This window comes from Streptomyces sp. RKAG337 (assembly GCF_023701715.1).
In the GTDB taxonomy this organism is placed as follows: domain Bacteria; phylum Actinomycetota; class Actinomycetes; order Streptomycetales; family Streptomycetaceae; genus Actinacidiphila.
The window spans coordinates 641,518-656,974 of sequence record NZ_JAJOZA010000001.1 but is presented as its reverse complement, the minus strand read 5'-3'; the positions used below and the strand labels follow the sequence as shown (position 1 = coordinate 656,974).

General features: G+C 70.1%; 10 protein-coding genes. 7 read left to right on the top strand and 3 right to left on the bottom strand.

Annotated features, from left to right (window positions below; genetic code table 11):
- The first annotated feature begins 23 nt into the window (after positions 1 to 23).
- The 4 genes from LNW73_RS02795 to LNW73_RS02780 all read left to right on the top strand — a co-directional run bounded on the left by LNW73_RS02795 (position 24) and on the right by LNW73_RS02780 (position 6,128).
- Complete coding sequence (locus LNW73_RS02795; RefSeq protein ID WP_250988724.1) at positions 24 to 932, top strand: hypothetical protein; 909 nt, start codon at positions 24 to 26, stop codon at positions 930 to 932.
- Positions 929 to 2,965 carry a hypothetical protein gene (locus tag LNW73_RS02790; protein WP_250988723.1) on the top strand — a complete coding sequence of 679 codons (2,037 nt, stop codon included), beginning with the start codon at positions 929 to 931 and terminating at the stop codon, positions 2,963 to 2,965. The genes LNW73_RS02795 and LNW73_RS02790 overlap by 4 nt, the downstream gene beginning before the upstream one ends.
- Complete coding sequence (locus LNW73_RS02785) at positions 2,962 to 3,870, top strand: hypothetical protein (RefSeq protein ID WP_250988722.1); 909 nt, start codon at positions 2,962 to 2,964, stop codon at positions 3,868 to 3,870. The genes LNW73_RS02790 and LNW73_RS02785 overlap by 4 nt, the downstream gene beginning before the upstream one ends.
- Positions 3,871 to 3,977: 107 nt before the next feature.
- The gene (locus tag LNW73_RS02780; protein ID WP_250988721.1) at positions 3,978 to 6,128 is read left to right on the top strand and encodes a nuclease-related domain-containing DEAD/DEAH box helicase; all 2,151 of its coding nucleotides are present in this window, start codon (positions 3,978 to 3,980) and stop codon (positions 6,126 to 6,128) included.
- 136 nt (positions 6,129 to 6,264) lie between these two features.
- Here the strand turns inward: LNW73_RS02780 and LNW73_RS02775 are convergent, their stop codons facing one another.
- The 3 genes from LNW73_RS02775 to LNW73_RS02765 form a co-directional block, all read right to left on the bottom strand.
- On the bottom strand, positions 6,265 to 7,746 hold the full coding sequence (locus tag LNW73_RS02775; protein ID WP_250988720.1) for an alpha/beta fold hydrolase: 1,482 nt from the start codon (positions 7,744 to 7,746) through the stop codon (positions 6,265 to 6,267).
- A 125-nt stretch (positions 7,747 to 7,871) separates the two neighbouring features.
- Complete coding sequence (locus tag LNW73_RS02770) at positions 7,872 to 9,236, bottom strand: carotenoid oxygenase family protein (RefSeq protein ID WP_250988719.1); 1,365 nt, start codon at positions 9,234 to 9,236, stop codon at positions 7,872 to 7,874.
- 80 nt (positions 9,237 to 9,316) lie between these two features.
- Positions 9,317 to 10,786, bottom strand: a complete 1,470-nt coding sequence (locus LNW73_RS02765; protein ID WP_250988718.1) for an MFS transporter — start codon at positions 10,784 to 10,786, stop codon at positions 9,317 to 9,319.
- Positions 10,787 to 11,470: 684 nt separating this feature from the next.
- On the opposite strand from LNW73_RS02765, the gene LNW73_RS02760 reads away from it, so the two are divergent.
- From LNW73_RS02760 to LNW73_RS02750, 3 genes are all read left to right on the top strand, one after another.
- Positions 11,471 to 12,823 (top strand): cytochrome P450, cyclodipeptide synthase-associated, encoded by a 1,353-nt coding sequence (locus LNW73_RS02760; RefSeq protein WP_285390486.1) that lies wholly within the window; start codon positions 11,471 to 11,473, stop codon positions 12,821 to 12,823.
- Complete coding sequence (locus tag LNW73_RS02755) at positions 12,820 to 13,212, top strand: nuclear transport factor 2 family protein (RefSeq protein WP_250988717.1); 393 nt, start codon at positions 12,820 to 12,822, stop codon at positions 13,210 to 13,212. The genes LNW73_RS02760 and LNW73_RS02755 overlap by 4 nt, the downstream gene beginning before the upstream one ends.
- 133 nt (positions 13,213 to 13,345) lie before the next feature.
- Complete coding sequence (locus tag LNW73_RS02750; protein ID WP_250988716.1) at positions 13,346 to 15,349, top strand: ATP-binding protein; 2,004 nt, start codon at positions 13,346 to 13,348, stop codon at positions 15,347 to 15,349.
- Positions 15,350 to 15,457 lie beyond the last annotated feature (108 nt).

Sequence of the window (15,457 nt, the reverse complement as noted above, 5' to 3'; positions counted from 1 at the left end):
CACCGTCCACGAGGAGATCACGCATGTCCACGCCCGTTCCCGCACCGTACGCCGAGAGCCGACCGCTTCCTCCCTACCGGGCGCTGTTCGCCGTCGACGCAAAGGATTTCACCGGCCTTCCCGCCGTGCAGCACGGTCCGGTGAGCCAGCTGATCCCGGAACTCGTCGACCAGGCACTGGAACGTGCCGGGCTCCACGAGCTGCGCGACTCCAAGCGGTTTCCGGCCAATACCGGGGACGGAGTGGTTTTCGGCTTCGACCCGGCGTTGCTGCCCTTCGTCCTCTGGCCGTTCCTGGGAGTGTTGGACGACATCCTCGGCGCGTACAACAAGCAGTGCGTAGGCCCCCGTATCCGGCTCCGGGCCAGCGTCCACGTCGGGCCGCTGCCGGACGCGGACAACCCCGGCGACGGCAACGGTACGGCCCGCAACGACACGCACCGCCTTCTGGACTCCCGACCGGTCAAGGCCATCCTGGCGGCGGCCAGCGAAGAGGTCACGCACCTGGTGGCGATCATCTCCCAGCGCGTGTACGAGGATGCCGTGCTCGGCGCGTACACCGGACTGCACCCCGACCGGTGTGTGGAGGTCCCGGCCACGGTGGAGGGGAAGAACTTCTCGCAGCGGGCATGGCTGTACGTCCCGTCGCCCTCCGGGAACCTCATCCAGGCCGGTGTGCGACCGCGCGAGGAATTCGCAGAGCAGGCCGACGCGTCTGCCGACCAGGCACAGGACCCGGCGACTCGACCCGAAACGCACTACAGCGGCAACACGCAGCGCGTGGGCGAGGGCGCAGCCGTGATGGGGAACGTCGGACGAGATATCAAATACACCGGCTCCTCGACCTCGTACCGCGGCACCAACCAGCACTGGGGCGGCGGCGACAACGTGGCGGGCGACAAGCATGTCGGCGAGCGCGGGGAGCAGCGGTGAGCGCCGACGCCGACACGGCTCCCGACCCACCCGGCCAGCGCGCTGACGCCCGCGACCCGGGGAACTCCTACCGCGACAACCAACAGCGGCTGGACCGGGGACTGGCGGTGATGGGCGGAATCACGGGTGACGTCATCGTGATCACGGGTGCTCCGCCCGATGAGGACGCCACGGACAGCATCGTCAAACCCCGTCTGCGCGAGGGCCCCTACCCTGCGGCCGACGTTCAAGCGCGCTTGCGCGGATTCGTCGAACCACTGGCTTACGCGCAGTGCCGGAAGATTCTGGACAGCCACATCCTCGTGCTGAGGGCCGGCGGCGGCGCAGGCGCGAGCACCACCGCATTCGCACTGCTGGCAGAACGGCACGGAGTCGACGGGATCACTGGCTTGGACTCTCCGGACGACCTCAGGCGCTGGAGCCCCAAGGAAGGGCGCGGCTATCTGCTGCAGAGTCTGTCCCCGGCGGCCGCCACCTCGCTCAGCGAAGTCTTGCTCATGGAGCTGGCCGCTGCGCTGCGCCGCCTGGGTGCTCATCTGGTCATTACGGTACGGGCAGAGACGGCGCTTCAAGGCGGTACGACGCCCTGGCAGGTCGTGCATCGTCCGCCGAAGCCGGCCGATGTAGTCACCAAGCGCCTGAACATCATGGTCAAGGACGGTGAACTCACCCCGGACCAGAGCACCGAGGCGCTGAGACACCTCGCCTCCGCAAGCTTCGCCAGCCACCTGCACGCCCACCCGCTGCCACAGGACGGTGTCGACACAGCGCAGGGGCTCCGCGATCTCGTGGCGAATGGGAAACCCGCCGCATCCGTACTCCACGACCTGCAGACCGGCAGTCCCGCGGCGGCTCGCAGAGCCCTGGCGGAATCATGTCACCAGGCCGGCAATCTCTCCCTCATGGCGTCGATCTCGTTGCTGGCCGAACAGGATCGCACGGTCATCGAGGAGTTCAGCGCGATCCTGCGCCCCCACATCGACGAACGCGACGGCCCGATGCCCGCCACGGATCGACCGCAGAGCCGCAACGTCCTCGGGCCGGCCTTCGAGGACCGACTGGAAGCCGTCGGCGCCTGTCTCCTACCGTCTCGTTTTGGAGCTGCGCAGCGTTACCCGGTCCAGCCGGTCGTCTTCTCCGGCCGGCATCGTTCGGACGCCCTGCTCCGTTGCCTGTGGCTGGACTACGAGGGTATGGCGCGCCTGCTGTGGAGAGCCCTGGAAGAGACTCCTCACCACCCCGGCATCGAGTTGGCGGCGGGTCAGGCCATCGGAAGGGTCTTGGCTCATGCGACCGGCCCGAACACCCTGCGCCAACTGCGGCCCTTCGCCGAGTCGGACATGCGCTGGCGGCGCCGTCTGGTGGCTTACGCGCTCGGGGAGATGGTTCAGGACCCAGCCCTCACCGGAGCCGTACGGGAGCAACTACGGCAGTGGAGCCGTGTACGTCTCGTACCCCTCCGCTGCACCGTGGCCGAGACCTGTGCGGGCAGTTTTGGGCTGGCCCGTCCCAGCACCGCCCTCAAACTCCTGGATGCCGTACTCGACGAACCGGACAAGGACCTGGCGGACAGATTGCGCACTGCGGTGTCCTTCGCTCTGAGCACCCTTCTCTCCGAGGATGTCAATCACACCCTCGTCCTTGATTGCCTGCGGGAGTGGCAGGAGGCCGATCCGGGCACACAACGCCACGCCATGGCGGTGCACGTCATCGAATCCATGTGTCTGACGACCTTCCCCCGCCCCAGCGCGCCGGGCGTACGGCGCCTGCGTCTCGCCGACCTGCTCGCGAACCACCGCGAGGCGGCTTTCGCCCTCGTCGTCACGGCTCTGGACGACCCCGTCACCCACGACACGATGGCGGCGGGCCTGTCATTGATCGAGAGGAATCCGGAGCAACGGCAGCGGTCCGCTCTTCCGCAATTCCTCGTCGCACTCTCCGCCGCGGCACGGAGCCACCGCGGCGTCCTGCGATTCGTCCTGCGTCGCCATCGCGCTCGTACATCCCCACCAGCAGAAGGGTTCACCCCATGACCGCTCCGGTCATCACGCCCCTGGACTCCTCGCCCACCTGGCAGCTGCTTCGCCACCATCTCGGTTCCTCGGCAGACCGAGCCCTGGTGTTCCTCGCGCACGACGGGGACGACGCCTTGCTGCCGCCCGGCGGCGTCGACAACTGGGGCTACCCGCGCCCGACAGCGCGCGCAGTGCGGCAGGGGGACTTCTCCGACATCGTGTGGGTCTCGGTCGCGGAGCGGCGGATCCAGGTCGATATCCCACGCCGACCGCCGAGGCCTCCTGCCCGCTACGGGGTGGTGTGGAGGATCAGCGATCCGGTCGTCGCCGCACGAAGCCAGATCACCGAGGAACGGGCCCGGCACCTGGTGGTCGGTCACATCAGCGAGAACGCCACCCTGCCCGGCAGCGCCGACCCCTGGCGAAAGCCACCGCCGCACATCGGCACGACCGAGGTCACACCGCCCGGGCTGGCACAGGCGATCGACGGCTTCGGCCTCATCTACTGGTTCCTTGACCCACCAGCCGCGCTCCTCCCCACGCCCGGCACCGGTGCGGAACCCCTCCTGCCGGCAGGGTTCGGCGAAGCACACCGCGAGGCGTACCGCTTCTACCGGGAGGTTGTCGCAGGTGGCCCCGTGGGCTTGGCGGCCCTCTGGTTGCTGCATCAGCCGGAACAGGCGAGAGAGGTACTCGACTGGACGGTGACCCACCGCAATCTGCTCTCCGACCGCGACAGTTGGGAACGCGTCCTCGCCACGACGCTTCAGTCACTGACACCGGAGGACCGGAGTTTCGTCGGCGTCAATCTGGCACGCGTTCTCAGCGACGTGGGAGTACCGCAGGGGGACGAGATTCTGCACCGGATCACCGACACACGTGGTGCGGGGAACGAGAACGGCCTTTACGAGGACTTCCAGTGACGGGAGGACGGTACGCGCTCCGGAATCGGCCAGCAGGGTGCGGTGCTGTCTGTCGCGACGTATGCGTAGCGTCCTACGATCGTCACTCCGCGTGCGAGGGGGCAGGTATGGCAGCGGGTGGATCGGCGTCGCGCAGGGCCCAGGAGGCCCGGCGGCACGAGCGCGAGTTGCGCGAGCAATGGCAGGCCGCGCGGCGGCAGGCCCGTCGTTGGGAGGCGGGGAGCGAAGGCGAGCGCCGGGTCGCCGCTCAGTTGCTGGTGCTCACCGAACGCGGTTGGCGCCTGCTGGTGGATCGGCGCTGGCCCGGGACCCGGTCCGGCAACGTCGACATGCTGCTGGTCGGCCCCGGTGGTGTCTTCGTCATCGACGTCAAGAACTGGCGCTCCGCGCCCGACGTCACTGACGGCCGCCTGAGTGCCGGCGGCGAATCCCGGGACAGCGATGTGGGCAAGCTGTTGGCCGTAACGAGGACAACCGAGCACGCCGTGGCGTCGCTCGGTCTGTCACCGGTCGCGGTGCAGCCCCTGATGGTCTTTGCGGGTCGGCGGGTGAACAGCGCGCTGGGTCGGATCCGGCTACTGGGGGAGTACGAGGTAGGGCCGGCGCTGCTGTCCGAAAAACACAGGCTGCGTTCCGCGATGATCCGCGCCATCGCTGATCACCTCGAACACGTCTTTCCCGCCTACGAGGGATCCGCCGTCGACGCGGACGCCCGATCCGGAACGGACGCTGCGGCGATTCCCCGGCAGCCCATGGCGCCGGCCCCAGTTGCCGACGGGCTATTCGATGCGGATGGATTGCGTGAGGCTGCCATGGAGGCTGCGCGGCGGGCTCCGATCGAGCAGTGGATGACGTTCCTGCACCCCGACCAGATCGCGCTCGTACGTCGCAGGTGGGCCGGGCCCGCCCGGATCAGCGGCCCTGCCGGCACCGGCAAGACGGTGGTCGCGCTGCACCGTGCCGCCTACCTCGCGCAGCGGACCACCGGACAGATCCTGTACGTCACCTTCGCCAACAACCTGCCCCGGGTGCAGAGCACATTCCTACAGACCATGGCTCCAGCGGTGGCCGACCGCGTCCACTTCCACAGTCTGCACGCCTGGGCACAGGAATTCCTCCACGAGCGTGGTATCCCGACCCGCCTGCACGGCGACAAGGCCGAGACGGCCTTCAGCCATGCGTGGAAGAACGTCGGCCGCGACAGCTGCCTCACAGAAATCGACCCCGCGCACCGGTATTGGCAGGAAGAGATCGACTACGTCATCAAAGGCCGTGGCATCACCGACTTCAACGAATACGCGGTATTACCGAGACGCCGCCGCCTGGCCGGGCTGCGGCGCACCCACCGCGAAGCGGTGTGGGCCCTGTTCGAGGCCTACGAGCACAACCGCACCGAGCGCGGGGTACATGACTTCAACGACATCCTCACCCTCGCCCACGCAGAGGCCCGCGCCCACCCGGACCGCTCACCGTACGGAGCAGTCATCGTGGACGAGGTCCAGGATCTCACCCTCGTCGGCGTGCAACTCCTGCACGCCCTGGTCGGCGACGCCCCCAACGGTCTGCTCCTTGTCGGCGATGGTCAGCAAGCCGTCTACCCCGGCGGATTCCGGCTGTCCGACGCCGGCGTCGACATCCGCGGCGACCGTGGGCAGGTCCTGCGAACCAACTACCGGAACGCCAAGGAGATTCTGGACGCAGCCCTGAACATCGTCGCCGAGGATGCCTTCGAAGACATTGACGGCACGCACATCCCAGGACGCCGGGATGTCGACCTGACCTACCACGACGGCCGGGTGATCCGCATCGTGAAGCACACGATCACCGACCACGATCGAGCCCTTCTCGACGCCCTCCGTCCCGGTGACACCCCGCGGGATGCTGCAACGTCCAACCCGAATCAGCTGCAGGGAACTCGTGAAGACTGGGGTGATATGGCGGTGCTCTGTCCGTCCTTGCGCGCTGTCTCCCACTACCAGCGGCTCCTCGGACAGGCGGGAATTCCGGTTTGCCTCCTGGAGCGCTACGACGGACACACGGTCGAGGCCGTGAAACTCGGAAGCTATCGGCGCGCCAAGGGTCTGGAGTTCAAGCACGTGTATCTCCCCCAGCACGACGCCGCTCTCCGTGAACTCGAGGAGAAGGAGGAGACCGCTCGCGAGCGCGGAGAACTCGCCCGCAGACAACTCTTCGTCGCCATGACCCGCGCCCGTGACACCCTCTGGATAGGCAGCGTCCGCCCGGAGAAACCGGAGTAGGCCTCACTCCGGCGGTGCGATCCACTGGCCCTTCGCCGCACTCCGAGTGGTGAGACCACCGTTCGGAGTGCGGCGAGGAACTGGGTGACCGTCCGGCGCGGGCGCCGGACGGTCACTTCTGGCAAGGCGGTGGCTCTCAGTCGGTGCAGATCGTGCCGGGGGCGGGGAGGGTGCGGGTGGTCAGGTAGTGGTTGGTGGCTTCCAGGACGCACTTGGAGACCAGGAACATGCTGTAGTCGTCGCCTTCATGGCCCAGGACGACGCTGCCCGGGAGTTGGGCGGCCATGGCCGCGCCCGCACGGAAGGGGGCGAGGGCCTGGTGGGTGGACTGGAGGATCAGTGCGGGCGGTGCGCCGTGGACCGGGGCGCCCGCCTTGACGGGCTGGGCCGGAGTGGGCCAGCCGAGGCAGCCGGCGATGGCCTTGTAGGAGCGCACGGCGCCGCCGAGGTGCGGGGACACCCGGGCGAGTTCCTTCCCCAGCTGGGCGAGCTGGGCGAGGGTGTGCACCGGGCGGGTGTCGTCGAGGCAGGCCGGCACCTGCACCTGGACCGGGTCGAGGGTGTCGTCCGGGTCGTGGGTGAAGTCCATCGGGTCGCCCGCCTGGGCCTTGACGATGGCCTTCGCGAAGTCCGGCCAGGCCTGACCGGACAGGGTCAGGTAGTCCTGGCTGGCCTCGCGGATGTCCTCACCGGTCAGCGGCTGATGGGACGCGCCCCCGGTCGGGATCGGGGTGCGGTCGGCGCGGGCGACGAGGGCGTCGTACTCGGCCGCGACGTCCTTGCCGTGCAGGGCGCAGTCCTTCGACGTGGCGCACCAGGTGGTGAAGCGGTTGAAGGCCGTCTCGGCGGTGGCCGCCTCCTGGGTGACCCGGGTGAGCGGCGAGCCGGTGTCGTCCAGGGCGGTGTCGAGGACCATGGTGCGCAGCCGGCCGGGGAAGAGCTTGGCGTAGGTGCGTCCGAGGAGCGTGCTGTAGTGGATGCCGTACCAGTTCAGCTGCTTCTCGCCCAGCCCGATCCGGACCGCCTCGAAGTCCCGCGCGGTGCTGGTCTGGTCGACGTGCTCGATGAGCTGGCCGTTGCGGCGTTGGCAGTCCTCGGCGAAGGCCCGGTTATGGGACACGAGCGCGTTGAACGCGGCCTGGTTCTGCGGGAAGTGGCTGACCCCGGCGGGCTTGAGGGGTTCCGCGCAGAGGATCGGCGTACTGTGCCCCACACCTCGCGGGTCCACGGCGACCAGGTCGAAGTTCTGGGTCATGGCGCCGGCGAAGGCCGGGAGGTGGATGTGCATCGCCAGCCGCAGCTGCTCGATGGAGGAGCCGCCGGCTCCGTCGTTCAGGAGCAGGGTGCCCTGGCGGTGCGCCTGGTCGTCCGCCGCGCGGCGGACCAGGGCGAGGGTGGTGCTGCCGGCGCCGGGGTGCGACCAGTCCACCGGAACCTGCATCGACCCGCACTGCATGTGCGCGAAGTCGGTGTCGGCGCAGGCGTGCCAGTCGATGCTGTTGGCGGGGGTGCGGTAGCCGGCGTCCTCGGTCTGCGCGAGCGCCGGTACGGCGATGGTGGCCACGAGCGCGGAGAGGGCCGCGGCGATCCAGCCTGCGTTCTTCCGGATTCTTGTCATGTCGACTTTCCTTGGTCGTGGGTCTCGGCCTGTGCGGGTCCGAGGCCTTGTTCGAGACGTGGCTTGAGACGTTGCTCGAGACGGTGATGGAGACGTGGTTCGGGGTGTTCCGGGGGGAAGCGGGGTCAGCTTTCGCTTCCGTCCAGGGCGCTGTCGGGGATCCAGGAGCCGTGGATGCCGGCGGTCACGCGGCGCGGCAGATGGACGGTGGCGATCCGGTCGAGGCCGGAGGCGTCCAGGACCAGCAGCTGTGAGGCGTCCTGCTTCAGGTCGGAGACGACGGTGAGCAGATAGCCGTCGTCCTCGTTGGTGGCGCCGGTCGCGGGGACGAACACCGCCTCGCTCGGCAGCCGGGCGTCGCCGATCTGGTGGATGCGGCGGGCGCCGGTGGTGCGGTCGTACTTGACGACGCCGTAGCCGCCGAAGCCTTCCTGGTCCGGGAAGGACACCGCGTACTGGTAGCGGTTCTCGGCGCCCAGGTAGTCCTCGTTGAGGGTCGGGAACTCCACCGCGAGATCGTCGATGATCTGCTCGTCGACGGTGCCGGCCGCCAGGTCGATCACCCAGCGGCGGGTGTAGGAGCGGGCGTTGGGCTCGGTGCCGCGGCCGGGCGCGCCGACCCACCAGTTCCACGAGAGCCGGAAGCCCTCGCGGTCCACGGTGGGGCCTTCCAGCACGATGCGCCCCTGGCCGTCCTCGTACGCGTTGCTCGCGTGCAGCATGTTGCCGGGCTCGATGGAGAACCAGCGGATCTGCCGGTCGCCCTCGCCTCCGCGGGGCATGACGCCGATCCGGGCGGGCTGCTGGTCGCTCCAGCCGTAGGGGATGCCGGAGTGCTCGGCGGGGTCGAACGTGACGTTGCCCTCGATGAAGACCACGTGGCGGCGCGTGATGGCGAAGTCGTGCTTGAGGGAGGCGGTCGCTCCCGGGATCTCGGCGCTGTGGACGATCTCGCCCTTGGCGTCGGCGACGTAGTACGTCAGGAACGGCGGGAAGGGCGAGGAGGCGAAGAAGTGGAGTTCTCCGGTCACCGGATCGACCTTGGGGTGCGCGGTCATGGCGGTCTTCAGCCGGCCGTTGAAGTCATGGGCGCCGACCGTCTCCAGGTCCCGGGTGAGCTCGAAGGGGAGGTTGGCCTCGCAGAGGGCCAGCAGCCGGCCGCCGTGCTCGATGACATGGGTGCCGGCGGTGCTCGCGGTCAGGTCGGGCCCCTTGTCGGTCATGTAGGGGGCGCCGTCGAGGGCCGGGGTGTGCACCCACCGGTTGCGATACCACTCGGCGCGGCCCTCGCGGAGCCGGATGCCGTGCACCATGCCGCTGCCCTTGAACCAGTGGGTCGGAGTGATGCCGGGCTTGGGGTTGTGGCCGTTACGGATCAGCCGGCCGGTCAGCTCGGGGGGCAGGTGGCCCTCGACGGTGAGCTCGGTGGCGGTGATCTCGTCGGCGACGGGGGCGTAGTGGCCGGTCAGGTAGGGCTTCGCAGCAGTCATGGCAGGAACCTCTTTCCGTGGACGTGAGACGTGAGACGTGAGACGTGAGATGTGGGGTGCTGAGGGTTGGGTGGCGCGGCTCAGGCGGGTCGCGGGTCGGTGGCCGGGCCGGCCGCGGTGGCGGTCGCGGTGCCCGCTGTGGTGCCGGTTGTGGTGCTGGGGGTCGTGCTCCGCGGGCTGATGCAGCGGGTGAGGAGCACCGCGAGGAGGGCCGTTGCGGCGAGGACCGCGGCGGCGACGGTGAAGACAGCGCGGTAGCCGGCGGTGAGGGCTTCCAGGTGGGGTTGGTGCGTGGCCGCGTGGGCGGTGACGGAACCGGCCAGGGTGGTCAGGGCGGCGAGGCCGATCGCACCGCCGACCTGGCGGGTGGTGTTCACGAGTCCGCCGGCCAGGCCCGCGTCCTGTCGCGGGACGCCGTCCACGGCGAACGCGGTGAGCTGGACGAAGGCGATGCTCAGACCGAGGCCGATCAGGATGCTCGGACCGAGGACGTCGCCGAGGTAGCTCCCGTCGGCGCTGATCCGTGACAGCCACAGCAGTCCGGCGGCCTCGGTGAGCAGGGCCGCGGTCACGGTCGCGGTGCCGCCGATGCGCCGGGAGATGCGGGGCGCCATGGCGGCGCCGAGCATGTTGGCGCCGGCGAGCGGGAGTTGGCCCGCACCGGTGACCAAGGGGCTCGATCCGAGCACCAGTTGCTGGTAGAGCGGCAGGAAGAAGAACAGGGCGATCCACACGGATCCCAGCAGCGCCATCAGCAGGTTGCCCGACGCGACGCGGCCGGTGGTGAACAGCCGCGGTGGGATCAGCGCGTTCGGTCGGCGAAGCTCGATCACGGCGAAGGCCGCGAGCAACACGGCGGCGCCGAGGAGGGTGCCGAGCACCCGGCCGTCCGTCCAGCCGGCGCCGCGTGCGGTGGTCAGCCCCCAGACCAGGCAGGTCAGGGCGAGTGTGACGGTGGCGGTCCCCAACAGGTCGAACCGCCCGGCCTTCTGGCCGGCCTTGTGCCCGGCCGCCTCCCGCGGCACGAGGGCCGCCACGGCGACCAGGACCAGCGCCGCCCCGAGGGCGACGGCGTAGAAGATCCAGGGCCAGCCCCAGGCCTGGGTGAGCACACCGCCCAGCAGGACGCCGCCCGCCCCTCCCGCACCGGAGACCGCGCCCCACACCCCCAACGCCCGGCCACGCCCGGGGCCGGACGGGAACAGGTCCATCGTCAGAGCGAGCGCGGCCGGGGCGATGGCGGCGGCGCCGAGGCCCTGAACGGCGCGGGCGGTGATCAGGACGCCGGGGGAGGCGGCCACTCCTGCCGCCAGCGAGGACACCGCGAACAGCGTGAGGCCGGCGATCAGCACCCGGCGGCGCCCGAGCAGGTCGGCCGCCCGCCCGCCCGCCAGGAGCAGCGCCCCGAACGCCAGGCCGTAGGAGTTGACCACCCACGTGGTGCCGCCGTCCGACAGGCCCACCCCCGCGCGGATCTGGGGCAGCGCCACGTTCACGATCGACGTGGCGAGCATGACGGTGAACTGGGCCGCGGCGAGCGCCGCGAGCACGGCCGCCGGCCGAGGACGGGACCGAGGGGTTGGGGGCGTCCGGCCCTTTTGTGTGCGTCGGAGGTTCATGACGCAGAGCTTCGTGCCGGGCGCTGTCCACATTCCAGGCCCGGCAGGGGCGGGCACTGTCCACTCCTGTCCGCACCTGTCCACCCGTTCCCGCCGGTGAACGGTCGGCTGATCAGCCCATCGTCAGGGGCCTGACCTGCCGCGATCCCAGAGCCTCACGTCCCGGCGGATCTCCGGGTTATAGTCCACCCAACAATTTCCATGGGTGGGTCGGCGTCGAGTCATCCCGACGGTAGACCTCATCGACCGTCCCGACGTAGGGGCCGACAGCGTTGTCCAGAGTGCGAGTTGCCTGCCCGGCCGTGGGTCGGCAGGCGGTGCTCCGCCGTCCGCGCATGACGTACGCGTCTGCGGACGACCACTCCGGTCCCGGTCCCCGTTCCGCTCCCCGTCGCCAGCGTCGGCGCATCACGTGGCGCTTACCGACGGCCTGAGAACTCGGTCAGCGGATCTTCATCGGCCGGATTCACTTCCCGGCGAATCCCACATCTCGATCAGAGTTGTTGACCGCCATCGCCACCACCGCCACCACCGAAGCGCCTGCCACCACCGAATCGCCTGCCGCTGCCGCAGCGTTCCCTCCGCGCCCGTTCCCCTTGAAAGGCCGCCGTGCCCATGGTTGATCCTCGCTTCAGCGTCTTGTCCGAGGACTTCGCCGCCGATCCCTACCGGTACTTCGCCGGGCTGAGGGACCGGTCACCGGTGCACTACGAGCCGGCCATCGACAGCTACTTCCTCTCCCGCCATCGGGACGTGAAGCGGGTGCTGACCGATCACGAGGCGTTCACCACCGAGACACTTCAGGTGCGCGCCGAGCCGGTGATGCGCGGACCGGTCCTCGCCCAGATGACCGGGGCCGAGCACACCGCCAAGCGGAAGATCGTCGTCAGGGGCTTCACCGGACAGGCGCTGCAGGAGCAGACCCGCGCCATCCACGCCGACGCCGCCGAGCTCGTCGCGCCCTTTCTTCCCCGGGGACGGATGGACCTCGTCAACGATTTCGGCAAGCCCTTCGCCGTCTATGTGACACTCGATGTCCTCGGCCTGGACAAACAGGACTGGCAGCAGGTCTCCGGCTGGCTCAACGGGGTCGGCGAGTTCATCACCAGCATGGGCCTCACTCCCGAACGCCGTCGGCACTGCCTGGACTGTGCCGAGCAGTTGGAGGCCTACCTCGCCCCCGTCATCGAACAGCGGCGCCGCCTCCCCGGCGAGGACCTGATATCGAAGCTGTGCACGGCCGGGTTCGACGGCATCGCCATGAGCGACCGCGACGTCACCGCGCTGATCATCAACGTCCTGGTCGCCGCCGTCGAGCCCGCCGACAAAACCCTCGGGCTCCTCTTCAAGCATCTGGTCGACCACCCCGAGCAGCTGGCGCAGGTCCGCCAGGACCCGGCCCTGCTGTCGGCCGCGATCGCCGAGACGCTGCGGTACACCCCGCCCGTCCAGCTCGTTCCCCGCCAAGCGGAGAAGGACGCGGTGTTCGCCGGCACCGTCGTCCCGGCAGGGGCCACCGTCTTCTGCATGATCGGCGCGGCGAACCGCGACCCCGACGCCTTCAGTGCCCCGGACACCTTCGACATCCACCGCCAGGACCTGGGCACCGATCGCTCCTTCACCGCCGCCGCCCAGCACCTGGCCTTCGGCACCGGACTCCACCAGTGCGTCGGCGCGGCCTTCGCCCGCGCCGAAATCGAGACGGTGGCCGCGCTACTGCTCCCCCTGCTCGACCAGGTCCGCTACAGCCCCGGCTTCCGCTACCGCGAGACCGGCCTGTACACCCGCGGTCCCGCCGCCCTGTCGCTGGACTTCACACCGGTCCACGAAGGTGCACCGGCCAGGGCGGAACCCGGCCCCTCGTCCTGCCCTCTACCAGGTCGGCCGGCGCCCTATCCTCCCTTGCTCCAGGAGTCAGGGCCTGCCGTGCGCACGACCACCACCCCCACCGGGAGAGAACAGCGATGACTCCGACCGACATCACCCGAGCCATCAACGACCTGCTGTTCACCCCGGGCCTCGACCTCGACGAAGCCATCGACCGGCACTTCACGCCCGACTACCGCCAGCGCACCAACGGCGAGTGGAGCGACCGGGCCGGCTTCACCCAGCACATGACCCGTCTCCGTTCCGTGGTGCTCAGCGGGCACATCGAGGTCCACGACGAATTCCGCGACGGTCCGCGCTACGCGGACCGCCATTCCGTCACCGTCACCAGGAACAACGGCCGCACCTCACGCACCGAGGTGTACCTCTTCGCCCGGTTCGCCCCCGACGGGCGATTCCAGTGCGTCGAGGAGACCACCCTTCTGGTCACGGGCCACGACGACGACCAAAACCTGGGAACCATCAAGTGACGGGCGGGCCGGACCGCCGCCACACATGCCTCGCGCCGGTGGCGGAGGCAGTGCCGGTGCCGGTCACCGCGAGGTTCGGAGGGAACTTCCGGGCTGCGTTGTCCGGAGCTGAGACGAGCGGAGGGGAGCCGCCATGGTCTCCATCGGAGAGAGACTGAGCAGCGCGCGAGTACAGGCCTTCATCGGCCGGGACGATGAACTCGCTCGCTTCGCGGCGGCTTTGGCCTGCGATCCGCAGGCGCCGTTCGCGTTCTACGTGTCCGGGCCGGGTGGCATCGGGAAGTCGACGCTGCTGCGGCGCCTGGCGGACCACGCCCGTAAGGCGGGCCGGCCGCTCGTCGAACTGGACGGCCGTTTCGTCGGCCGGGATCCGGCCGACTTCGAGCGCGCGGCCGCCCCGTTCCTGGACGTCGCCGGAACGGTCCTGTTCGTGGACTCCTTCGAGAAGTGCCAGTGGCTGGAGAGCTGGCTGTGGCACCACTTCCTGCCGCGCGCCGCGGACGGCGCCCTGGTCGTCCTGGGCGGTCGGCTCGCACCGCAGCCGCAGTGGAGCTCCGACCCCGCCTGGGCCGGGCTCCTGCACGTGACCGAACTGCAGCCGTTCTCCGCGGAGCAGGCCCGGAGCCTGCTGGTCGCGGCGCGGATCCGGCCCGAACTGCGGGACCTGGTGCTCCGCTTCGCCGGAGGCAACCCGCTGGCCCTGTCCCTCGCCGCGGCAGCGGATTCGACGGGTTGGAACAGGGAGGAGACGTGGGCGCCCTCGGCCGACGTCCTGCGCACCCTGCTGGCGGGGCTGATCGGAGAGGTGCCGACGGCAGCGCACCGCCGCGCCCTGGAGGTGGTGGCGCAGGCACATTCGACGTCCGAGGAGCTGCTGTCCGCGGTACTGCCCGAGGAGGACGCCCATCTGCTCTTCGGCTGGCTGCGGGAGCTGCCCTTCATGGAGTCCACGCACCGGGGGCTCCACCCGCACGACGCCGCCCGCGAGACCCTCGCCGCCGACCTGCGCTGGCGGGCACCCAACGCCTACGTGACGATGCGCCTGCGGCTGGCGGAGGAGTACATGCGCCTGCTGCGCGAGGCACCCGAGGAGCGGGTCTGGACGGTCACCGACGAACTCTTCTACCTCTTCCGTGAGGTGGAGATCCTCGCGCGACTGCGCACGTGGTCCCGTGAGGACGAGGTGCACGACCGTCCGCTGCACCCGGACGACCTCGACGCCGTACTGCGCATGGCCGAGGAGACCGAGGGCCCGGAATCCGCGGATCTGGTCCGCTACTGGGCGCGGCGCCAGCCGCAGGCCTTCAGCGTCTACCGTCTGGTGAGCACGGGCCGGATCGTGGCGTTCACGGCCCGACTCGCCCTGCCGGCCCCTCCCGACCCCCAGGACCTGGCCACCGATCCCGTGATCGCGGCCGCCTGGGCGTACACCGACGCCACGGCGCCGGTGAGCCCCGGCGATCACATCGGCGTGAGCCGCTTCTCGGTCTACCCCGAGCGGTACCAGGTCCCCTCGCGCGTCATCGACCTGAGCAGTTCCCGCGCCCAGGCGGAGGCCGCCCGCGCCCGCGGCCGCGCATACGGCTTCGCCGTCTGGCGCGACGCCGACGCCTGGGCCGAGCGCGTCAGGGGCAGCCTCGCCGACACCGGTGCGCGACCGCTGGTCGGTGAGCACACCTACGGGCTGTTCGGCGTCGACTGGCGACAGGTGCCCGTCGAGGCCTGGATCGGCCGCTTCATATCGGCTCCCGACGCGCCCGCCGAGTCCGGACCACCGCACGGCTCGCGCAGCGCGTTCGACCAGGCCGTGCGCGAAGCCCTGTCGCACTGGCGCGACCCAGGCGCCTTCGCGGCCTGCGCCCTGATGCGCGCCCGCCTGGCGGCCGACTTCACGGACCCCGTCGAGGAATTGCGCGCCCTGCTGCGCCAGGCCGTTGACGACCTCGCCCGCGACCCGCGCGGAGTGCGGGCCCGCGACGCACTGACGGCGAGTTACTTCTCCGGCGCCCCCACCCAGGAGGCCGCCGCCCGCCGCCTGAGCCTGCCGTACGGCACCTACCGGCGCCACCTGCGCCAGGGCCTGGACCTGCTGTGCGAGGCCCTGTGGGAATGGGAGCTGCACGGCTCCCGCCCCTAGTGACCTGAAAGCGCTGAGGAACCCGGTTCACCTGTCCGTGTGCGACACACCTGGCGCGGTGCAGCGGTGTCGACGGCCGCGCCAGGACCGAGGTCGTCCCGCGGCCGG

Coding starts and splice junctions, on each gene's coding strand:
- LNW73_RS02785 (WP_250988722.1), top strand. CDS start 2,962: ATGACCGCTCCGGTCATCACGCCCCTGGACTCCTCGCCCACCTGGCAG.
- LNW73_RS02755 (WP_250988717.1), top strand. CDS start 12,820: ATGACTCCGACCGACATCACCCGAGCCATCAACGACCTGCTGTTCACC.
- LNW73_RS02775 (WP_250988720.1), bottom strand. CDS start 7,746: ATGACAAGAATCCGGAAGAACGCAGGCTGGATCGCCGCGGCCCTCTCC.
- LNW73_RS02795 (WP_250988724.1), top strand. CDS start 24: ATGTCCACGCCCGTTCCCGCACCGTACGCCGAGAGCCGACCGCTTCCT.
- LNW73_RS02750 (WP_250988716.1), top strand. CDS start 13,346: ATGGTCTCCATCGGAGAGAGACTGAGCAGCGCGCGAGTACAGGCCTTC.
- LNW73_RS02770 (WP_250988719.1), bottom strand. CDS start 9,236: ATGACTGCTGCGAAGCCCTACCTGACCGGCCACTACGCCCCCGTCGCC.
- LNW73_RS02760 (WP_285390486.1), top strand. CDS start 11,471: ATGGTTGATCCTCGCTTCAGCGTCTTGTCCGAGGACTTCGCCGCCGAT.
- LNW73_RS02780 (WP_250988721.1), top strand. CDS start 3,978: ATGGCAGCGGGTGGATCGGCGTCGCGCAGGGCCCAGGAGGCCCGGCGG.